25 protein-coding genes are annotated in these 21099 nt (G+C 60.3%); all 25 read left to right on the top strand.

Annotation, left to right across the window (positions count from 1 at the left end; translation table 11 throughout):
• The first annotated feature begins 6 nt into the window (after window positions 1-6).
• A complete protein-coding gene (locus RAE21_RS09080; protein ID WP_313881075.1) occupies window positions 7-1347 on the top strand; it encodes a phage major capsid protein in 1341 nt (446 codons plus the stop codon).
• 29 nt (window positions 1348-1376) lie between these two features.
• Window positions 1377-1823, top strand: a complete 447-nt coding sequence (locus RAE21_RS09075) for a hypothetical protein (RefSeq protein ID WP_313881074.1) — start codon at window positions 1377-1379, stop codon at window positions 1821-1823.
• Window positions 1824-1844: 21 nt separating this feature from the next.
• Window positions 1845-2468 carry a head-tail connector protein gene (locus RAE21_RS09070; RefSeq protein WP_313881073.1) on the top strand — a complete coding sequence of 208 codons (624 nt, stop codon included), beginning with the start codon at window positions 1845-1847 and terminating at the stop codon, window positions 2466-2468.
• Window positions 2465-2815, top strand: coding sequence for a phage head closure protein (locus tag RAE21_RS09065; protein WP_313881072.1), 351 nt, complete (start codon window positions 2465-2467; stop codon window positions 2813-2815). Before RAE21_RS09070 ends, RAE21_RS09065 begins: the two co-directional genes overlap by 4 nt.
• A complete protein-coding gene (locus RAE21_RS09060; protein ID WP_313881071.1) occupies window positions 2808-3296 on the top strand; it encodes an HK97-gp10 family putative phage morphogenesis protein in 489 nt (162 codons plus the stop codon). The genes RAE21_RS09065 and RAE21_RS09060 overlap by 8 nt, the downstream gene beginning before the upstream one ends.
• A gap of 2 nt (window positions 3297-3298) precedes the next feature.
• Entirely contained in the window at window positions 3299-3649 is a 351-nt protein-coding gene (gene gp17 / locus RAE21_RS09055) for a tail completion protein gp17 (RefSeq protein ID WP_313881070.1), read from the top strand.
• A gap of 16 nt (window positions 3650-3665) precedes the next feature.
• Complete coding sequence (locus RAE21_RS09050) at window positions 3666-4076, top strand: phage tail tube protein (protein WP_104801492.1); 411 nt, start codon at window positions 3666-3668, stop codon at window positions 4074-4076.
• A 14-nt stretch (window positions 4077-4090) separates the two neighbouring features.
• Window positions 4091-4429, top strand: a complete 339-nt coding sequence (locus RAE21_RS09045) for a hypothetical protein (protein ID WP_313881069.1) — start codon at window positions 4091-4093, stop codon at window positions 4427-4429.
• A 23-nt stretch (window positions 4430-4452) separates the two neighbouring features.
• Window positions 4453-4761: a phage tail assembly protein T gene (locus tag RAE21_RS09040; RefSeq protein WP_313881068.1), complete on the top strand. Its 309-nt coding sequence runs from the start codon at window positions 4453-4455 to the stop codon at window positions 4759-4761.
• 11 nt (window positions 4762-4772) lie between these two features.
• On the top strand, window positions 4773-7217 hold the full coding sequence (locus tag RAE21_RS09035; RefSeq protein ID WP_313881067.1) for a phage tail tape measure C-terminal domain-containing protein: 2445 nt from the start codon (window positions 4773-4775) through the stop codon (window positions 7215-7217).
• Between the two features lie 18 nt (window positions 7218-7235).
• On the top strand, window positions 7236-7574 hold the full coding sequence (locus tag RAE21_RS09030; protein WP_313881065.1) for a phage tail protein: 339 nt from the start codon (window positions 7236-7238) through the stop codon (window positions 7572-7574).
• Complete coding sequence (locus tag RAE21_RS09025; protein WP_313881064.1) at window positions 7571-8275, top strand: phage minor tail protein L; 705 nt, start codon at window positions 7571-7573, stop codon at window positions 8273-8275. The genes RAE21_RS09030 and RAE21_RS09025 overlap by 4 nt, the downstream gene beginning before the upstream one ends.
• Window positions 8275-9003, top strand: a complete 729-nt coding sequence (locus RAE21_RS09020) for a C40 family peptidase (protein WP_313881063.1) — start codon at window positions 8275-8277, stop codon at window positions 9001-9003. Before RAE21_RS09025 ends, RAE21_RS09020 begins: the two co-directional genes overlap by 1 nt.
• The gene (locus tag RAE21_RS09015; RefSeq protein ID WP_313881062.1) at window positions 8978-9571 is read left to right on the top strand and encodes a tail assembly protein; all 594 of its coding nucleotides are present in this window, start codon (window positions 8978-8980) and stop codon (window positions 9569-9571) included. Before RAE21_RS09020 ends, RAE21_RS09015 begins: the two co-directional genes overlap by 26 nt.
• Window positions 9568-13077, top strand: a complete 3510-nt coding sequence (gpJ, locus tag RAE21_RS09010) for a TipJ family phage tail tip protein (protein ID WP_313881061.1) — start codon at window positions 9568-9570, stop codon at window positions 13075-13077. The genes RAE21_RS09015 and gpJ overlap by 4 nt, the downstream gene beginning before the upstream one ends.
• 86 nt (window positions 13078-13163) lie before the next feature.
• Window positions 13164-13610: a hypothetical protein gene (locus RAE21_RS09005; protein ID WP_313881060.1), complete on the top strand. Its 447-nt coding sequence runs from the start codon at window positions 13164-13166 to the stop codon at window positions 13608-13610.
• 13 nt (window positions 13611-13623) lie between these two features.
• Window positions 13624-14814 (top strand): H-type lectin domain-containing protein, encoded by a 1191-nt coding sequence (locus tag RAE21_RS09000; RefSeq protein ID WP_313881059.1) that lies wholly within the window; start codon window positions 13624-13626, stop codon window positions 14812-14814.
• Between the two features lie 11 nt (window positions 14815-14825).
• Window positions 14826-15836 carry a hypothetical protein gene (locus RAE21_RS08995; RefSeq protein ID WP_313881058.1) on the top strand — a complete coding sequence of 337 codons (1011 nt, stop codon included), beginning with the start codon at window positions 14826-14828 and terminating at the stop codon, window positions 15834-15836.
• 11 nt (window positions 15837-15847) lie between these two features.
• Complete coding sequence (locus RAE21_RS08990) at window positions 15848-16654, top strand: hypothetical protein (protein WP_313881057.1); 807 nt, start codon at window positions 15848-15850, stop codon at window positions 16652-16654.
• Window positions 16651-17250 (top strand): putative 2OG-Fe(II) oxygenase, encoded by a 600-nt coding sequence (locus tag RAE21_RS08985; RefSeq protein WP_313881056.1) that lies wholly within the window; start codon window positions 16651-16653, stop codon window positions 17248-17250. Before RAE21_RS08990 ends, RAE21_RS08985 begins: the two co-directional genes overlap by 4 nt.
• Window positions 17237-17839, top strand: coding sequence for a 2OG-Fe(II) oxygenase (locus RAE21_RS08980; RefSeq protein WP_313881055.1), 603 nt, complete (start codon window positions 17237-17239; stop codon window positions 17837-17839). The genes RAE21_RS08985 and RAE21_RS08980 overlap by 14 nt, the downstream gene beginning before the upstream one ends.
• Window positions 17836-18513: a putative 2OG-Fe(II) oxygenase gene (locus RAE21_RS08975; protein WP_313881054.1), complete on the top strand. Its 678-nt coding sequence runs from the start codon at window positions 17836-17838 to the stop codon at window positions 18511-18513. Before RAE21_RS08980 ends, RAE21_RS08975 begins: the two co-directional genes overlap by 4 nt.
• Window positions 18510-18719 (top strand): hypothetical protein, encoded by a 210-nt coding sequence (locus RAE21_RS08970; RefSeq protein ID WP_313881053.1) that lies wholly within the window; start codon window positions 18510-18512, stop codon window positions 18717-18719. The genes RAE21_RS08975 and RAE21_RS08970 overlap by 4 nt, the downstream gene beginning before the upstream one ends.
• A gap of 122 nt (window positions 18720-18841) precedes the next feature.
• A complete protein-coding gene (istA, locus tag RAE21_RS08965) occupies window positions 18842-19915 on the top strand; it encodes an IS21 family transposase (protein ID WP_428984048.1) in 1074 nt (357 codons plus the stop codon).
• On the top strand, window positions 19912-20739 hold the full coding sequence (istB, locus tag RAE21_RS08960; protein ID WP_313879687.1) for an IS21-like element helper ATPase IstB: 828 nt from the start codon (window positions 19912-19914) through the stop codon (window positions 20737-20739). Before istA ends, istB begins: the two co-directional genes overlap by 4 nt.
• Window positions 20740-21099 lie beyond the last annotated feature (360 nt).

Below are 21099 nucleotides of genomic sequence, written 5' to 3'. Positions count from 1 at the left end.
ACACCAATGAGTAAGCAATTGCGCGAGCTTCAAGCTCGCAAAGCCACCCTGGTCAAGGACGCCCGTGCCCTGACCGATATCGCCGCTGCACAAGAGCGCGACATGACCGATGAAGAGCTGGCCGCCTTCAACGCCCTCAAGGCCAAGATCGAGGCGGCATCGGCTGCCATTGACCGCGAGGCTGCCCTGATCGCCGAAGAGGCGCACATAGCCAATGTCGCCCACTCGGCTCATTCGACTATCTCCCATGGCCAGATGGCCACGGTGATTTCCGTGACCGACAACCTCGAGGCCGATCCCAAGCATGGCTTCAAGAGCGTGGGTGACTTCCTCAAGACCGTGCGTCAGGCGCAAAACCCCGGTGCCGCGATCGATGATCGTTTGCTGATTGGCTCCGGCCGAAGTGCTGTGGCTCCTGCCTCGTTTGGCAGTGAAGGCTCGGCGCAGGATGGCGGCTTTCTTGTGCCCCCGCAGTTCGCGCAGGAAATCTTCCAGCTCTCGCTGGGCGAGGACTCCCTGCTGCCCATGACCGACAACGTCGAGATCACGGGCAACACGATGGCCTTCCCCAAGGACGAAACCACGCCCTGGGGCACCAACGGCATCCGAGCCTACTGGCAAGGTGAAGCCGCATCGGCCGTGGGTACCAAGCCTGTCCTGGGTCTGTCGACTCTGCGCCTCAAAAAGCTCATGGCGCTGGTGCCGGTGACGGACGAGCTGCTAGATGACACCAATGCGCTCTCCACCTACCTGCCCGACAAGATCGCCACCTCCATTCGCTGGAAGACCAACGAGTCGATCTTGTTCGGCTCGGGCACGGGCCTGCCTGTGGGCTGCATGACCAACGCCACCACGGTGACGGTGGCCAAGGAATCGGGCCAGACCACGCAGACCTTGCTGGCGCAGAACTTGGCCAAGATGATCTCGCGCCTGCCGCCGGGCTCGTTTGGCAAGGCCGTGTGGATCGTCAACAACGATGTGCTGCCCGCGCTCTTCACCCTGACGCTGGGCAACTACCCGATCTACCTGCCCACGGGCATGAACCCGGGTGGCATTCAGGTCTCGCCCTACGGCATGCTGCTTGGCCGCCCAGTCTTCGTCTCGCAACACGCCAACACCTTCTCGTCTGCGGGTGACGTGCTGCTGGCCGATCTGTCGTACTACCAGACCATCACCAAAGCCGGTGGCATGCAAACGGCCACCTCCATGCACTTGTACTTCGATGCGGACCTGACGGCTTTCCGCACCACGTTCCGCATGGACGGCCAATCCAAGATCGCTGCGCCGATCTCCCCCGCCAAGGGCAGCACGACCATGTCGCCCTTTGTCCAACTGGGCGCACGTTGATCGTCCCCGCAATCTGAAGGAGAACTCTGATGTTTCCCAATGCAAAAGGCAGCGAACTGTTCTCGGTTCTGGCCACCATCGATCCCGCCAGCCAGGCTGTGGGCACTGTCACCACCGGCTGGATTTCGGCGGGCAACCACCACACCCTGCTGGCGCTCGTGCAAAGCGGCGTCCTTGGCACCGGTGCCACGTTGGATGCAAAGCTGCAGCAGGCCACTGACGCCTCTGGCACGGGTGCCAAGGATGTGACGGGTAAAGCTATCACCCAGATCGTCAAGGCCACAGGTGACAACAAGCAGGCCCTGATCAACCTGCGCCCGGACGACCTGGACGTCACCAACGGCTTTGCCTATGTGCGCCTGTCGCTGACGGTGGCTGTGGCCGCCAGCCTGACTGCGGCGCAGTTGCTGGGTTTCAACCCCCGCTTCGCTCCGGGGGATGCCAGCAACCAGGCTGCGGTCGCGCAGGTGGTCTGAGCCTGAGGGTGGAGCCATCACATGCCCATGCAGTTGATCACTCCACCCGCAGGGGAGCCCATCTCGCTTGCCGAGGCCAAGCTCCACTTGAGGGTAGATTTTGATGACGACGACAGCCTGATCCAGGTCCTGATCTCGGCGGCCCGCCAGGCGGCCGAGACCCTGACCAACCGGCAATTCGTCACCGCGCGCTGGCGGATGGTGCTCGACAGCTTTCCCGGACCCAGCCTGATGGGGGTGCCCGCAGGGCAGACCTTCACGCTGCCCGGGCATGCTGTTCTGCTGCCCAAGTCGCCCGTGGCCTCGGTGGTGGAAATCCGCTATCTGGACATGGCGGGTGCCTGGCAGGTCATGCCAGCAGCGAACTACACCGTCGACAACGCCTGCGAGCCTGCCCGCATCACGCCCGTGTTCGGACAGATCTGGCCAATTGCCCTGCCTCAGATCGGGGCTGTGAGCGTGATCTTTGATGCAGGGTATGGCAATGCTTCAGCAGTGCCCGAAGGCATCAAGACCTGGATCAAGCTACGCGTGGGCTCTCTGTACGTACACCGCGAGGAGGTGGCATCGATGACACGAGGGCGTATTGACCCCTTGCCTTTCATCGATGGCCTGCTCGATCCCTACAAGGTACCCCTGATATGAACCCCATCGGAGCTGGAACGCTAGCTCGCCGCATCAAGATCCAGCGGCCCAGTACGGTCAAAGACAGCTTGGGCGCCCCCAGCCGTACATGGATTGATGTGGCCACCGTGTGGGCTGACATCCAGCCCCTGTCCGGCCGCGAAGCCGTGATCGCCAGCCGCATCTCGGCCGAACTCACGCACCAGATCACGGTGCGCTACCAGAGCATCTTTGACAACCCCCAGCAAGTCGCCCAGTACCGGGTGCTCTACCGGTCGCGGATCTTCAACATCCATTCGGCCCTGAACGAGGACGAGAAACGCGTCCTGGTAGTTCTGCTTGCCAGCGAGGGTCTGGACGATGGCTAAACACGAACGCTTCAAGGTCGAGGGCCTGGCTGAATTGGCCAAAGCCCTGCGGGAGTTGCCGGACAAAGTGGCCAAGAACGGCCTGCGTGTCTCGGTCTATGCCGGAGCCAAGGTCATCCGCGATGAAGCCCGTATGCGCGCGCCCAAAGCAGCCGAGGTCTTGGGACCCAATCAGCCGCCTCCCGGAACGCTCAGGCGCTCGGTGATCATGAAACAGATCCCCGAACTCTCCAGTCTCACGCGCCAGACCTTCTTTGTGACGGTGCGTCACGGCAAGAAGTACCGCAAGCAGGGCAAGAAGGGCAACCTGTCCCAGGACGCCTGGTACTGGCGCTTCGTGGAGTTTGGCACTCGCAAGATGCGCGCGCGGCCATTCCTGCGGCCAGCCCTGGAAGCCAAACGGCGCGAAGCGGTGCAGGCCATGAAGGACAGGCTGAGTGAGCGCGTTGAGCAGGAAGCCAAGAATCTCTACAGGAAATAGCCATGCAGGACTTCTTTGATGTCATCAAGGATCTGGCCGGTGGTGAGGTCTACGCGCTTGTCGCTGCAGAAAACACTCAGTACCCGGCCATCGTCTACACGCCCATCGTGCAAGAGCACATCTTTGGCATTGATGGGCCGCATGGCTTGCAGCGCGTGCGCGTGCAGGTCGACACCTATGCCAGAACGTACCAGGAGGCCTTGCACCTGCAAGACCAAGTCCTGACTGCGCTTCTGGCCGACAAGAGCACCGTCGCCGATGTGCGTATGGGGCTGTCCGAATTTGAAGATCAGGCCCGGCTGTACCGGGTGAGCGTGGACTACACCTACCACCGGCCGGTGGGTTCACCATGAAACAAGGAGCACGTGCATGAGCAGCACCGCAATCACCGCGCAGGGCATTGCCATTGCCCGGTTTGGCACCACCGCCTTTGAAACCATCCCCAACGTGGTCTCGTTCCAAGGCCCTGGCGGGCAGGCCGCCGTGATCGATGTCACCAATCTGGCCTCCACCGCCAAGGAAAAACGCGTGGGCCTGCGTGACGAGGGTCAGTTGTCTCTGACCCTGCACTACAACCCCGACGATCTGGTGCACCAAGGCCTGAGAACCGATCGTGCCAACCGGGTACGACGTCAGTTCAAGATCACTTTCACCGACACCAACCCTGCCACCTGGACCTTCTACGGCTATGTCACGCACTTCAGCGTGCAAGGCGGTGTGGATGCGGTTGTGCAGGCCTCTGTGACCATCGAAATCGATGGCGACATCACCGAAGCTTAAAGAGAGATATCCCCATGTTGACCCGTGAACAAATCCTGCAGAGTGACGATCTGCCCCGTGAAACTGTCCAAGTCCCTGAGCTGGGCGGTGAGGTGCAGGTTCGCACCATGACCGGTACCGACCGCGACGCCTTTGAGGCCAGCTTGATTGGCAAAGAGGGCCGCCTTGAGAACGTCCGTGCCCGCCTGGTGTCCCTGACCCTGTGCGACGAGACGGGCAGCCGCCTCTTCAGCGATGGAGACATCACAGCCCTGGGAGGCAAGAGTGCCAAGGCGCTGGACCGGGTGTTTGCCGTGTCACAGCGTCTGAACGGCATTGGCGCCGATCAGGTGGATGCCGCAAAAAACGCCTGATCGCCCATCCCTCGCGGCGCTTTGTGTTCCGGCTGGCGCTGGCTTTGGGCCTGCCGGTGCGCGAGATGCTCGCATCGATGGGCTCGGATGAGCTGACCGAGTGGATGGCGTACTACCAGCTCGAGCCCTTTGGGGACTACCGGGCCGATTACAGGAGCGGTGTGGTGGCCTCCACGTTTGCCAATGCCCACCGGGCCAAGGATGCCGGGCCATTCAGGCCTGAGGACTTCATGCCTTTCCTGGACAAGCCCAAGGCGACCCAACCCCAAGATGAAACCCAGCTCAATGTGGCCCGATTCAAGGCCATGTTCGCGCACAAAGTGCGTGCATAAGGTGATGAAACATGGCTGATATCGGCTCCCTGGTGATCAAACTCGCAGCGGAAACGGCCGATTTCCGGGAGGATTTGGGCAAGAGTGCGCTGCTTTTGGAGCGCCACGCCGAATCCATGCGTGGCTCCCTTGAGAAGGTGGCCGAAGTCGCCAAAACCACCTTTGCCATCGCCATTGGCGTGGAATCGGTGGGGGCACTCAAGGAGTTGGTGGCCCACACGCTGGAAACGGTGGCCGCCCTGCAGGATCTGGCCGAGCAGACCGGGGCGAGCGCCACAGCCCTGTCCGGCTTTGCGCCGGTGGCCACCATTTCAGGTGTTGCCATGGAGCAGATCGGGGTGGGCCTGACCAAGCTCTCCAAGGGGCTGGCCGGGGTGGACGATGAGACCAAAGGGGCCTCACAGGCCCTGCAGTTTCTGGGCATCAAGGCCAAGGATGCGGGTGGCAACCTGCGCGATCCTGCCGAGGTCATGAATGACATTGCCCTCAAGCTCTCGAACTTCGAGGACGGGGCGGGCAAGACGGCCATTGCGCTTGAACTGTTCGGCAAGTCTGGGGCAGGGTTGCTGCCTTTCCTCAAGGACCTGGCCGCCAACCAGGATCTGAACATCCGGCTGACCGAGGCTGAAATCGAGTCGGCCGAGAAAGCCTCCAAGGCCATGGGCCGGATGCGCGCCGAGCACAACTTCGTGGCCCAGACCATCGTGACGGCGGCGCTGCCTGCGCTCGAAGAACTGGTGGGTGAGCTCAAGGCCGTGATGCTGGGTACGCACAACACCGCTGATGCCATGGTCAAGCTGCGCGACGATGGCACGCTCAAGACCTGGGCGCAGGACACGGCCTACGGCATTGCGATCGTGATCGATGCGCTGCGCGGTGTGATCCAGATGGCCAAGGCGGTCATGGGTAGCTTCGAGGCGGTCTGGGCCGATATCGAGTTGCTCGGCACCTTTTTGGCCGGTGGCAAGGGCTTGAACCCGTTCTCCGAGGAGAACCAGGCCACCCTCAAGACCGCACTGGAAAAACGCAATGCGATCGTCGAGAAGGCCAACCAGACCTACGTTGACTTGTGGAGGATGCCGCTCCTGGCCGACGCGGTCAAGGAACGGTTCGATGCCATCAACCGGGGGGAGACCGAAGCAGCCGGTGAGGCGGCCAAGCCCAAACTGAACTACAACTCGGCCACTGGCGCGCTCACAGCTGCGGCCATGGCCAAGATCGAGAGCGACATCAAGCAGCTGCAAGGGCTGACGGATGTCGAGACGGGCCTCCTGAAGGACCGGCAAAAGATCATCGACCTGTACGAGGGCCAGGGTTACATCAGCTACAAGGAAGCCAGTGAAGCTCGCCTGAACGTTCAGCAGGAATTCACGGACCGTCTGGGCGAGTTGTATGCCCAGGAAGAGTCGATCTTGAAACGGGGCTTGGCCACTGTGGCCAAGACCACCCAGGACAAATTGAAGCTCCAGGACAAGCTCTCGGAGATCACCCTGCGCCGGGAAAAGCTCGAGCGCGAGGCGCAGCAGTCGAACCTCGAGCGCGAGATCAAGCTGCCCGGCGAAACGCTCAAGGACCTGCAGGAGCAGGTGGCCAGAAGCCAGGGCCAGTTGCGCTCGACCGAAGAGCAGATCAAGGTCCTGCGCGAGACCGGCTCGATCAGCGAGATCGATGCCCTGCGACGACTATCCGCTGCGCGCAAATCCAGTGCGGATGAACTGGCCGATTTCGCGGCAAAGGCCCGGGAATTGGTGGAGGCCACCCCGGGCAATGACAAGTTGGCCGAATCCTTCCGACGCATCGAAGAAGCTGCCCGTCAGGCGGCCGATGGCGCGAAGCTACTGGGTCAACGGGCGCTGGAGTTGTCAGACCCAGGCGCTGGATTTGCCAAGGCGCTGCGCACCCTCGGTGAAGAAACTGAGCAGGTGGGCAAGCAGATGGAGGCGGTGACCACCAAGGCCTTCAACGGCATGACCGATGCGCTCACCAATTTTGTGATGACGGGCAAGCTGGATTTCAAGTCGTTGGCCACCTCCATCATCTCGGACCTGATCCGCATCCAGATCCAGCGCGCGGTCACGCTGCCCATGGCCAAGGCGCTGGGCAGTCTGTTTGGATTTGCCGATGGCGGGGTCATGACTTCTTCGGGCCCTTTGCCGCTGCGCGCGTATGCCAGTGGCGGTGTGGCCACCACGCCGCAGTTGGCGGTCTTTGGCGAGGGCTCCATGGCCGAGGCCTATGTGCCGCTGCCCGATGGCCGCTCCATCCCCGTGACCATGAACCAGTCCTCATCCGGGGGCGGGGACGTATTCAACATCTCGGTCAATGTGGCCGAAGGGGGAGTGACCAGCAGTGCCGGTCAGGGTAAAGACCTGGGCCGGGCGATTTCCAGCGCGGTGCGCCAAGAGTTGCTCAACCAAAAGCGTGCGGGTGGTCTGCTGGATCCGCGTCGGCAGTGATGTGTTGAAGGATTTTTCATGGCGACATTTACGTGGATCGCCTCAATCGGGGCATCCCTCACCGTCAAACCCAATGTCCGCAAGGTCTCCTTTGGGGATGGTTATGAGCAGCGCGTGGCCTATGGCATCAACACGCAGCCCGAGGTCTGGTCGCTCGAGTTCCGGGGCAAGTCCACGGTAGAGGCTGCTGCGATCGACAACTTTCTGCGCGCACGGGGCGCGGTGCAGTCCTTTGACTGGATCACCCCGAGCGGCATTGCTGGCAAGTTCCTCTGTGAGGAGTGGAGCCGCAGCATCGATGAACCTAATCTGGAAAACATCCACGCCACCTTTCGGCAGGTGTTTGATCTGTCATGACCAGCCAAGCGATTACCTCGGAAATTCAGAAGCTGGCCCCGAGTGCGGTCATCGAGCTCTTTGTTCTGGACCTGTCTCTCTTCAGCGAGGGGGTGGTGCGGTTTCACGCAGGCACCAATGAACTGCGCCGTCAGGTGGTCTGGCAGGGCAACACCTTCGAGCCGTTTCCCATTCAAGCCGAAGGCTTCGAGTTCAACGGCAACGGTCAGGTGCCGCGCCCCAAGCTCAAGGTGGCCAACGTCACAGGCAGCATCACCGCGCTCATCCTGTCCTACCAAGACCTGGTCGGGGCCAAGGTCACCCGCAAGCGAACGCTATTGAAGTACCTGGACGCGGTGAACTTCGCCTCAGGCGCCAACTCCACGGCCGATCCTTCAGCCGAGTTTGCCGACGATGTGTATTTCATTGACCGCAAGTCGCGTGAAACCCGGGATGTGGTCGAGTTTGAGCTGGCCGCCGCTTTTGATCTGGAAGGGGTGTCTCTGCCCCGGCGGCAGATCGTGCAAAACGTCTGCCCTTGGCTCTACCGTGGCTCTGAATGTGGTTACACCGGCACCGCGTACTTCAATGCTAATGACGAAACCGTGAGATCCCGAGCGCAGGACGCCTGCGGTAAGCGCTTGGTGTCCTGCCAGAAGCGCTTTGGCGTGAACGCCGAGCTGCCCTTTGGCGGGTTTCCTGCAGCGGGGTTGATCCGGTGATGCTCGAAACCAACCAGACGCTGGCGCTGGCCCATGCTGCTCGGGAGTTTCCCCGCGAAGCCTGTGGCCTGCTTGTCATTCACAAGGGCAGGGAGATCTATGTCCCGTGCCGCAACATTGGCGTGGGGACCGATCAGTTCGTGATCCACCCCGAGGACTATGTGCGCGCCGACCAACTCGGCGAGATCGTGGGGGTGTTTCACTCTCACCCGAACCTGCCCGCCGAACCCAGTCAGGCGGACAGGGTGGCCTGCGTAGCCACGGCGCTGCCCTGGTTCATCGTGAGTTTCCCCTCCGGGAAATGGACCGAACTGCAGCCGCAAGGCTATGCCGCACCGCTGGTCGGCCGCGAATGGTCCCATGGTGTGCTCGACTGCTACTCGCTGATCCGGGACTGGTATGCCCAGGAGCGCGGCATCGATCTGCCCGATTTCCCCCGCTTTGACGAGTGGTGGAAGCGCGGCGGGAATCTGTACATGAACAACTTCGCTGGCGCAGGTTTTCATGCAGTGGAGCCCTCCGACATGAATCCGGGAGATGTCCTGCTGATGCAGGTCGCATCGCCTGTACCTAATCACGCTGCCATTTACCTGGGCGACGGACTCATCTTGCACCACCTGCAGGGCAGGCTTTCCAGTCGCGATGTCTATGGCGGCTACTGGCAAAAGATCACCACCCACACCCTGAGACATCAACTTCTGAATGGTCACGATTCTTCTACTCGGTGAATTGGGCAAGCGCTTCGGGCGACGCCACAGGATGGCAGTGGCCTCAGCGGCTGAAGCCGTGCGCGCCCTGTGCGCCAACTTCCCCGGCTTCGAGCGAGAACTGGTTGCCTCGGGCGAACGTGGGGTGGGCTACCGGGTGTTGGCCGGGCGTGACGCCTTGAGCCTGGACCAGTTGCACGAGCCCAGTGGCCAGCAACGCATCACCATCGCCCCGGTCGTATCCGGTGCCGGTGGCAATGGCTTGGGCCAGATTCTTTTGGGTGCTGCCCTGATCGCAGTGTCTTGGTGGAACCCAATGGGCTGGGCCGCAGCGGGCTCGTTCCTGTCTCAGGCCACTCTGTATTCGGTGGGCACTTCGATGATTTTGGGTGGTGTGGCCCAGATGATTGCTCCAACGGCCAAGGCGCAGGATCCGTCCGAGCGACCAGAGAACCAGCCCAGTTATGTCTTCAACGGGGCGGTCAACACCACGGCGCAGGGTCATCCTGTGCCAGTGGGCTATGGCCGTCTCATCGTCGGTTCTGCCGTGATCAGCGCGGGAATTGATGTGGACGAGATCGCAGTATGAACACCCCTGAGTCTGGATTGATCATTGGCGCAGGCGGTGGCGGCAAGGGTGGAGGCGGCAGCGCCCGTGTGGCGCAGGAAGCGCCGGACAGTCTGCGCTCCAAGGCTTATGCCCGGGTGGTGGACCTGGTCTGCGAGGGGGAAATTGAAGGGCTGGCCGCTGGCCTGCAGTCGGTGTACCTGGATGACACCCCCATCAAGAACCCTGACGGCAGCTACAACTTCACTGGCGTCACGCTCGAAACCCGACCCGGCACCCAGCAGCAAAGCTACATCCCCGGCTTTTCCTCAGTTGAAAACGAGGTAGCCGTGGGGGTTGAATGCAAGGCCAACCAGCCGGTGGTGCGATCCATCAACGACCCTGATGTGGATGCCGTGCGCATCAAGGTCAGCATCCCGACCCTGACGCTGCAAGACACCACCAACGGAGACCTCAACGGAACCTCGGTCAGCTACGCGATCGACGTGCAGGCGCGCGGAGCCGGGTATGTGCAGGTTCTGGCGGACACGGTGTCCGGCAAGACCACCTCACGCTACCAGCGCAGTTACTACATCCCTTTGACTGGCACTGGCCCCTGGGATGTGCGTCTGCGCCGCATCACTGCCGACTCGACCCAGACCAGCCTGCAGAACAAGACGTTTCTGGAGTCCTACACCGAGGTCATCGAGAGCAAGCTGCGCTACCCCAACAGCGCCCTGATGGCCCTGCGGGTGGATGCCTCTCAGTTCACCTCAATTCCTCGGCGCAGCTATGACCTCAAACTCCTGCGCGTTCGGATTCCCTCGAACTACTTTCCCGAGACCCGCTCGTATGCCGGGGTTTGGGACGGAACCTTCAAGGTGGCCTGGACGGACAACCCTGCCTGGTGTTTCTATGACCTGGTGACAAACACACGCTACGGGCTGGGCAGTTTCATTCCCGAGTCGCAGGTGGACAAGTGGGCGCTGTACCGGGTGGCCCGCTACTGTGACGAGCTTGTCCCCAATGGGCTGGGCGGCTATGAGCCGCGCTTTACCTGCAACCTGTACCTGCAAAGCCGAGAGCAGGCCTACAAGGTGGTGCAAGACATGGCCTCGATCTTTCGGGGCATGGCTTATTGGTCTGGCGGAGCAATCACTGTCACGCAGGATGCGCCCCAGGATCCTGTCTACCAATTCACGGCTGCAAATGTTCTGGGTGGCGAGTTCGCCTACCAAGGATCGTCCGCCAAGGCTAGGCACACCGTGGCTCTGGTCAGCTGGGTGGACCCTGATGATTTCTACCGCCAGAAGGTGGAATACGTCGAAGACATGGTAGGCATTGCACGTTATGGCGTGGTGCAGGCCGATGTGGTGGCCATGGGCTGCACGTCACGGGGCCAGGCCAACCGGGTCGGCAAGTGGCTGCTGTATTCGGAGCAGTCCGAATCGGAAATCATCACTTTCCGCACGGGGCTGGAAGGCGCTGTTGTTCGTCCCGGCGATGTTATCAAGGTTGCAGACAGCAGCCGGGGTGGCCTACGCTTGGGTGGACGCATCGCTGCGGCAACCACGGTAAGCGTCACGCTGGACCAGGACCTTCCCGCCGGTTCGTGGCGCATCTCAGTGCTGCTGTCCACGGGCGCGGTGGAGGAACGCCAAGTCGGATCCCTGTCTGGCCGAACGGTTGGTGTGACCACCGCATTCTCTTTGGCACCTCAGGTGGGTGCCATCTGGGTGCTGGCCTCCACCCAAGTGGAGACGCAACTGTTTAGGGTGGTGCAGATCGCGGAGAGCGAGCCAGGCGTCCATGAGGTCACGGCACTGGCCCATAACCCGAGCAAGTACGACGCAATCGAGCGTGGGCTGGCACTGCAGCCGCGCGACATCACGGTGCTTTCAACTACGCCGGTGGCCCCTACGGGTCTCACACTCACTGAGAGTCTTTACCGGGTCAAGGATCAGGCGCTGGTGCTCATTCAGGTGGGCTGGGAGCAAGTCTTCGGGGCCCTGGAGTACCAGGTGAGCTACCGGGTCAATGGTGGCAACACCGTCACGCTGCCCCGAGTCTCGGCAACCTATCTGGAGATCCGCAACGCCGACGCTGGGGACTATGTGTTCACCGTGCGGGCCATAGGGGTGTCCGGCAAGCTTGGGGCATCGGCCACGCTGAGTCAAACCATCTTGGGCAAGTTGCAGCCGCCCGACGATGTGCAGGACTTTGTGGTGCTGCGTCGCACGACCGATCTGCTACTTCGTTGGAGCGCCAATACCGATGCCGATCTGGCAGGGTACGAGGTTCGCGTGGGCACGGGCTGGGATGCGGGCACGCTGGTTGGGCAGACCGCTGGCACCCAGCTCGTGCATGACCAAAGCGAATCTGGCCAGTACAACTACTTCATCCGGGCCTTCGACACCTCGGGCAAGTACAGCCAGCATGTCACCACTTTTTTGTTGACTCTGCTGGCACCTGCTGCGGTTCGACAGTTCGATGTGGTGCAGTCTGCCAACCGGTTGGAGTTTCGGTGGCTGCCCAATGCCGAGCCCGAGGTGGTGGCCTATGAGCTGCGCGAAGGCACGGCCTGGGACACCTCGATCTTCATCGCGGAGGTCAAGTCCAGCAGCTTCACACTGCCCTCCGGTTTTGACGGAGAGCGCAGTTTCTGGATCAAGGCGATCGCATCGCCCGGCATCTATTCCGATGAGGCCACCTTTGTCTCTACCGTGGTGGCACAGCCGCAAAACGCCAACCTGCTGGTCACCATCGATGCCCAGGCCACCCGGTTCCCCGGGGTGAAGCACTTTGCATCGGTCGAGTCGGTCAACAGTGAGGATGTGCTGCGCATGGACAGCGGGGTGACGCAGTCGGAGTACCTCTTCGAGGTGAATCTACCGACCAGCTACCGGGCGCAGAACACGCTGCTGGCCAGCATCGGGGCCACTTTGGACGATCGAGAGACCTGGTCAACGACGAACTATGTCTGGAGCAGCAATGCGGCCAAGCGGCAGTGGACCTACGACGGTGCGCTCAAGAGCATCGAAGCCCGCTTTCAGATGGCGCGCGAAGACACGCTGCAGGCGGGTGAGCTATATGGCTGGCGTCTCAATGGGGCGCTGGCAGGCTATGGAAGTCCCGCCAGCGGTGAGGCCGTCGGTGTGAGCTATGGCGACGGTCGCTACGGCAGTGGGGTACTCATCAAGGACACAACCCGGATCTCCTGGGGTGTGAGCATTCCGGGGGTGTTCCATGTGAGCTTCTGGTTCATCCCGAACCAGATCACCACTTCGGTGATCTGGTCAGCTACTGGAGCCGCAGTGAGCTTGCTTGTCGGGTTTGATGCGGTGACAGGTAGCTTCTTTTTGGAAGACCACTTGTTCAACCGGATCGTAGTGCAATACCCTGTGAACGTGAGCGATCGAGTTTGCATTGGCGTGTGCCAGACAGCCACCGAGCGCAGGCTCTTTGTCGGAAAGATGGGCGCAGAAGTTCAAAGCGCAAGCAGTCCTCTGCTCCCCGCAACTGGGTACACGGCGCTCAAGCTGTACTGAACCAAAACTTAGTTCTCATTCCCACTATCCCGGGCGTTGTATCGAAAGGTGCAGCGCCCGTTTTGTTTAAAGAAACGGAAAACTCCATGATTGAAGAAGGCATGAGCATCAAGGGCTCGATCACGTTGCTGCTGGCCAAGCCCACGGGCGATGTCGAGGTGGTGCACAAGGACAACATCATCGTCAACGGCGGCTTTGACTTCGTGGCCGATGCCATTGGCAACTCGGCCAGTCGTCCTGGAGTGATGGGTTGGATCGCAATGGGTACTGGCACCACTGCTGCCGCTGCCACGCAGACTGCGCTGGTCACCGAGATCAAGCGCAATGCGGCCACCTATGCACACACGGCTGGGACCAAGGTGTTCACCTTCACAGCCAGCTACCCGGCCGGTGACGCTACTGGAGCGCTCACGGAAGCAGGTGTTTTCAATGCCGCTTCGGTGGGCATCATGTTTGACCGGGTTGTGTTCCCGGTGGTGAACAAGGGTGTGGACGACAGCCTCACGGCCGTCTTCACCTTCACCATGAGCTGATCGGGCGCCTGAGATGGCCGAGACCGTCAACGTCTCCAGCTCCCCAGGGGCCAACTACAGCTGGACCTCTGGCACGTTCACCTGGGGCAGTGCCACGGCAGGCAAGAACTGGTCAACGGCTTACCCGGCCGTCTACGCGCTGAGCGTGGCTACGGACCTGAGCTTTGCAGAGCTCGCCCAGAAGCTGGGTATCAAGCGAAGTTCCGAGACCCTGGCCTTGGCTGAAAAGCCCAGCCGGGCGCTCACTCTCAGCAAGTTCGAGACCCTGAGCTTCGTGGAGACCTACACCGACCTGATCGCCTTTGTGCTGCGCTTTGTGGAGTCGCTGACCTTCTCGGAGAAGTACGCCCGCTCCGGTACCAAGGCAGTATTCGAGGTGTTTCAGGTGGCCGAAGGTCTGGCCAGGCAACTGGCCCTGCGCAAGTACGAAACGCTGGCGCTGGCTGAGACCTACACGGACCTCATTGCCTACGTCCTGCGCGTCGCGGAAAACCTGAGCTTTGCAGAAAAGCCTTCCAAGGCCATGACCAAGCCTCAAAGCGAGAGCTTTGGGATGAGTGATGCGCTGGCCCGCTCAAATGTCAAACGGGTGGCCGAAGCCTTCTCGTTTGCTGAAAGCCTGGGCCGAACGGTTGCTTATCGGTTGGCCATCAGCGAAGGCTTTGCCATCGCCGAGGCGTTTCGCCGGGCCCAGACCCTGAAGCTCAGTGAAGCCCTGAGCTTGGCCGAGCAGTACCGGCGCCGGGCCAATGGTGTCATCAGCGACATGATCGTTGCCAGCACCGAGATCACCGAGCAAGACTTTATGGACATTCTGGAGTCAGGTCATCCCCCCGGGTACACCAACTTCCGGGATTTCATCCAGGGCGACTACACCTACCAGCGCGCGCTTTTCAGGGCGATTCTGACTTCCAGCAATGCCGACCGTGGCTACATCGATGGCCTGAGGGTGACGGTGGACGTGCCCGATGTCTTTGACCGGGGCACTGCGCAGGTGGTCACAGCCGCCAATGGCGTGACCGTAGTCTTCACCAGGCAGTTTCGTGTGGCACCGGAAGTCACGTTGACCTTCAAAGGCGGCACCACCATCGCCATTCCCCGAATCCTCGGTTCAGTCTCTTCCACCGGCTTCACCGCCATTCTTGAAAACACCTCTGGAACCCGCATAACGGGAGCCATTTCTTGGGTTGCCCAAGGGTATTGATAGGGTACTAAATGCAAAACTACACCGAAATTCCTTCCACGACGACGCTCTCGGACTCGCTGTCGCAGATCCTGAACAATGACAAGACGGCGTTGTCACTCTCCAGTGGAACGGCATTCCCAACTGTGAATCTGCAGCTGGGTATGCCGTGTTTCAGGACCGATGAGCAAAAGCTCTACATCCTCACCGTGGTCAGTCCCGTCACGTGGAAGATGGTCATTGACCTGTCGGCCACGGTGGGCAAGGTGGCCAATGCAGATCTGCTGGACGGCATTGACTCCACCGGATTTGCACTGAGTGGACACAACCACGATGCCGCATATGCGGCGCTGGGGCACAACCACAACACGACATACCTGGGTATCACGGCCAAAGCCGCCGACGCTGACAAGCTCGATGGTTATGACTCCACAGCCTTTGTGCGCTCAGTCAATGGCAACGCACCGGATGCCACTGGCAACGCCACCGTACCAATCGATTTGTCGAGTCGATTGGCCAAAGCCGGTGACACGATGACAGGTCATCTGTACATGGGCACTGGTGCAGTGATTTATTCGTCACAGTCTGGGGCGGCGGACAACGCTCGCAACACCGGCTATCGCATGAACGATGGTCAGGACATTGGCGAGATGGGACGCAGCAACCAGTACTACGACGATCTGGCAGGCAACTGCAACGGCATCTTGCCGACAGGAAACTGCGCAAGCAATACGTATTGGAAACCCTCCAATACCAACTGGTGGACCTGGGGTTTGGGGTTTAACTACTGTGCCAACTCGGCCCAATACGACGGCGCTGGAGGAACGACTTACGCCTACAACGCTGTGCCCAGCACCGGCTACAACTACGACGCCTACTACCTGGCCCAAGACGAAATTGGCGGGGGCGAGTATCACCGCTGGTACCGAGCCTGCAATTGCAACTGCAACTGTGGCAGCTACACCAACTGCAACTGCGGCAACACGGCCTTCAACTGCCGCACAAATTGCAATTGCAACTGTGCCTGTTGTGGTTGCTGCTGAAGGAGATGCACATGAAAGTCTTTCTTGTGCGCGCTGGCAAGCTCTCGACCACACTGGACTACGCCATCCATCTCCTGATCGACAAGACCGCCGAGCAGGTACGCATGCGTTTTGGTTTGCGTCACAGGCCTGATTCGGGACTGACCCCAGACTTTGAAGTCAATGGCAACTCCTACCAGGTGGTGGCAGAGCAGGTTTTCACTTATCGCGAACTGCGCAACAACCGAGGCTGGTCCGATCGCCAGTCCTTCATGACGGGTTACCGCTGGGCAGAAAAACGCCTCATCGACCCCTTGCCGCTGTACGTCTACACACTGTCCACGCGGTTCACCGCGCCTGAGGCTGCCGGGCATGTCTGGAACGGCAACTTTCTGACCGGTTTCAATGTGCCTTTTGCTGACAGCCCGTTTGACGAGTGCTTTGTCACAGTGAATCTGCATCCGACGCTCGGTGGCTGCCTGGTCGAAGGGGTTGATTCTTCGGATGTGGAGCAGACCGACTACCAGTCCTCGGCTCAGGTGCGTGAAATGCAGTTCCCGGACCTGCGGGTCACGGCCCCAACATCTGTGAAAGCAGGAGATCCGGCCGTGTTTACGGTCCACATGCTCGATGGCATTGGTGACGTGAGCACCCGCGATGCGGAAGTGTTCCTCGAAAGCATCAATGGCTACCTGCCCATCAGCCGTCGCCAGACACAGAGTGGCACCACAACCGCAACGGTCCTGACCACGGGACTTGCAGCAGGCGACACAGTGCGCCTCAAGGCTGGCTTTAAGTTCTACCCCGGATGCGCCGACGCGCAGGTGACGCTTTCATGATCCGCGAACTGTTTTCTGCAAGGATCTTCCAGGGATACCTGCACCTCGGTGATGTACAGCGCGATCAAATGATCGAAGTTGCCATGGGATTTCATGAAAGGCTCAATCGGGATGGACAACCCTGGGCGCGAAAGAGCCGAGAGTCGCTCATCGGAAACACCACTTGGCCTGATGCCTTGGACCCACTCATGGTTCGGGTTCATGCGGCCATCGAGCAAACCTTTAGCTGCGTTCCTGTCTGGCAAACAGCCCGTGAGGTGATCACCCAGCCTGGGCAATTCATCCCGCTGCATGCCGAAGACACGGACCTGTCGGCCATTTACTGGGTAGATGGCGATGCCAAACCTGATCCGGCGCGGCAGGACTATTCCGGGGCTTTTGTGTTGATCAACCCCAGCGGCGCCTACGGCAGCCGCAGGTTGCCATGGGAAGGCTGGCGATCGGAAATCATACATCCCAAGCCCGGGATGCTGCTGGTGTTCCCAAGCTATCTGGCCCACCACTCTTACCCCTACAACGGCACGCGAGCAAGCGTGGAAATCCATTTCGAGTTCCGTGTTGAAGCTATTCCCGGAGAACACCATGCGCATAGTTGACGACCTGATTTCACCGGAGCTGGCCTCCGAGTGTCGGCAGTGGTTGCTGAGCCAGACCCTGGTGTTCGGCTGGAAGGCCCATACTGAAGCCCCTGGTGTGTTCTGGCATCGCAACTTCGTGCTGCCTGGCACCCGCAAGCACCACTACGACCCGGGGGCCTGGCGTCCGGAGCTGACGTTCGATGCGTTTGTGGCCCGAGGTGGTCCCATGGCGATGGCAGCGCAGCAGGTCAAGGAGCGCTTTTTTCCTGACAGCTCGATAACACGGCTATGGGTCAATGTGCAGGCCTTCGGCGACGAGGCATCGCTGCACAGGGACTTCCCGGCCGAATTCCTGCAAACGGCCAGATCCGTGATCTGGTACCCCGTGGCCGAGTGGGATCCGGGCTGGGGCGGGGACCTGGTCGTGCTCGATGCACAGGGCGAGATCGAGTCAGCCGTGCTGGTCAAACCAAATCGGATGGTGGAGCTCAATGGCTGCATGGCGCATGCCGCGCGTCCCATGTCCCGTTACTGCAACGCTCTGCGCATCGCGGTGGCTTTTGGTTCGGAGGTGGGTGTCGGGTCGGGATCGGGAGGTGCAACTTGATTGACTACCTGTGGCCCACCCCGGTCCTGAAAGACACCGCGCCCTGGACGCCTGACGAGATGGATGCGCTTCGGCGCTTCACTGTCGAGCGGTTTCATAACCATAAGGCTAACCCGCCCGAGCACGGGTTGCCGGATGTGGATGTGCGGCTGCGCGTGCAGCTGAACCTGTTTCATGCCGAGCATGAATCGCATGCGCCCCCGGTCTGGCATCGGTTTCGGCGTTGGGTGGAAGACACCTACCGCGACTACCTGCTGGGAGCACATGGGGTGCGCAATGCCAGGGATCTCAGGATCGAGGCGCGCTGCATCCCCGTGCACTACCAGCCTGGCATGCGCGCGCAGCCCCATTACCACCATACCTGTGACCATGTGCTGTGCCTGTACCTGGACTGCGGTCAGGGGCGAAGTCCTCCCAGCGCACGCGACTGGACCGTCGGTGACGGTGAACTCATCTTGCAGGACCCCCGCCCGATGGCGGGGTTTCCATTTTGGGAAAAGGTTCACTACATCGAAACCGAACCAGGCCTGGTTGTCCTGCATCCCTCGCGCCTCTGGCACGAAACCAATCCCTTCAACGCTAAGGGGGAGCGAACCCTTCTGGTGGTCACCCTGCGGGTGGCCTCGCACAACTATGTTGACCTCTACACCGAGCTTAAAGGAGAGATCTCATGAATCTGAATCTGCAAACCCGGCCTGGCTATGACGTCGATGTCGTCCAGCTCGATGACAGCAATCTGCGCATGACGGTGCTGGTGACTAATCCCGATGGAAAGGTCTCCGGTCGTCATGTTTTTAACCTCAAGACGATGGCTGGCGCAGATCCTGCGCAGGTATTTCGCGAGGCATATCCAATCGCATTCGAGGAGCTCCTGGCATGAAATTCAAACTCACTCTCAATGGCAATGTCACGCGCAGTATGAAAATGACACGCAAACGCGGTGAGGAATTGATACACCTCGACTAACGTGCCAAGCCATCCGAACCATGGATGGGACTGGCAATGATTACGAACGAGGAGTACATGGAACTCAAGGTTTTAAGGAAGCACAGGCTGAGCTTGCGCGAGATATCGGCGCAAACTGGAATGGCAGTCAACACGGTGCGTAAGTATTTGGAGGGCGGTCCGCCGGCCATGAAGAAACTGCCGGAACGTAAAAGCAAGCTCGATCCATTCAAGGACTACTTGGCTGGACGTATTCAGGCGGCCAAGCCTGATTGGATTCCCGCAACGGTGCTGCAGCGTGAGATTGCCGCACAGGGGTATACGGGCTCCGTGCGCATCCTGCAGGAGTACCTCAAGGAGTTGCGTCCACAGGCGCGCCCGGATCCGGTTGTGCGGTTCGAGACCCAGCCCGGTGAGCAAATGCAGATGGACTGGATCGAGTTCCGCAAGTCTGGGCATAAAGACGGCATGTTGGCGGCGTTTGTGGCAACGCTTGGCCACAGCCGGGCGACCTTCGCGGAGTTTGTCACAGACATGAAGCTGGAGACACTACTGGCGTGCCATGTCAGGGCGTTCGAGAGCTTTGGTGGAGTCACCCGTGAAGTGCTGTACGACAACATGAAGACCGTCATCCTCAAGCGTGACGCCTACGGCAAGAACCTGCACCAGTTCCAGGGTGCCTTTGCTGACTTTGCGCACCACCATGGCTTTGTGCCGCGGGTGTGCAAGCCCTATCGGGCCAAGACCAAGGGCAAAGTCGAACGCATGAATGGCTACATCCGGCGCAGCTTCTGGGTGCCATTGGTGGCGAGTATGAAGCAGCAATGCTTGGTGGTGGACGCGGACACAGCCAATCGGGAAATGCGCACCTGGCTGCGTGACGTTGCCAATGTGCGGATCCACGGAACCACTGGGTGTGTGCCGGCACTGGCTTTGCAACAGGAGCGCACACATCTGCTGGCCATCCCCAGCGCCTACAGTGGGCGAACAGTGCGTCAATTGCAAAAAGTCACCGGTAGCGGCGCAGCAGTCCGGCCAATTCCAGCCGCGGCATGGCGAGGCCTGCAGCATCCTCTGGCGATGTATGACACGCTGGTGCACAACCAAGCCTCAGCAGGAGGACGACCATGAGCCTGCAAATGGAAAGACTGCGTGAACTGTGTGATCAGCTGCGCCTGCTCAACTTACCCGATCAGCTTGCCCACTTGGGGCAAATGGCGGCCAAGAAAGAGCTGGGGTACCTGGAGTTCCTGGAGCAAGCCTTGCGTGGCGAGGCTCTAGCCAGAGTGGAGAGAACACGCGCCATGCTCACGCGCATAGCGGGCTTCCCCGCCATCAAGACGCTTGATGAGTTTGACTTCCAGTTTGCCAGCGGCGTGCCCAAACCCCTGGTACAGGAGCTTGGCAGTCTGGCCTTCGTGGAGCGCAGCGAGAACGTGGTCTTGCTGGGCGCCAGTGGGGTGGGCAAAACCCACTTGGCCATCGCCTTGGGCTACAGGGCAACCCAGGCTGGAATCAAGACGCGTTTCATCACGGCGGCAGATCTGCTGATGACACTGAGCACGGCACTACGGCAGAACACCCTGGAAGAGGCTATCAAACGCATCGTGCGTCCCTACCGGCTGTTGATCATTGACGAGGTCGGGTACCTTCCCATGAATCGGGAACAGGCGAATCTTCTGTTCCAAGTCATTGCCAAACGCTATGAAGTGGGAAGTCTCATCCTGACCTCCAATCTGCCGTTTGGGCAATGGGACCAGACGTTTGCAGACGATGCCACGCTGACAGCGGCGCTACTTGACCGACTGCTCCACCACGCCCATGTGGTCCCGATTTCAGGAGACTCCTATCGCCTGAAAGATAAGCGGCGTGCCGGTGTGATTGCCGCCAGCAGCAATACCCTACTCAAACGAAAACGCAGTCACCTTGATACACAGGAGGAACAGGCAGCCTAAGGGCGCCAAGCAGTCAGTGGCGAGCCACTGACTGCTTGAAAGACAAGCAAAGACAAAACAGACAATCGCCCCACACAACGGTGTATCAAATCCATGCCGCGTTTGCGTTCGACAGCTGTATCAAATCGAAACTGCGTTTGACATAGGCAGGGGGCAGCAGTTGACCCGACAAAGCTTAGACTGGAGAGGGCAGGCTTGTCTACATTACCGGGAGCAGTCAAGCGGTGGATTGGAGTTCAATTCCCTCGACCGGATTTGAACTTGTGTCGGTGACGTGTGTCGATGTAAGATTTCCACATCGGTTGGGTCTAAGTCTCTACCTCGCATTCACGCTCTAGTAGCCGCTAGCATGATTGAGTG

This window comes from Rhodoferax potami, assembly GCF_032193765.1.
Classification (GTDB): Bacteria; Pseudomonadota; Gammaproteobacteria; order Burkholderiales; family Burkholderiaceae_C; genus Allorhodoferax; species Allorhodoferax potami.
This window is presented reverse-complemented; position numbering and strand designations above follow the sequence as displayed.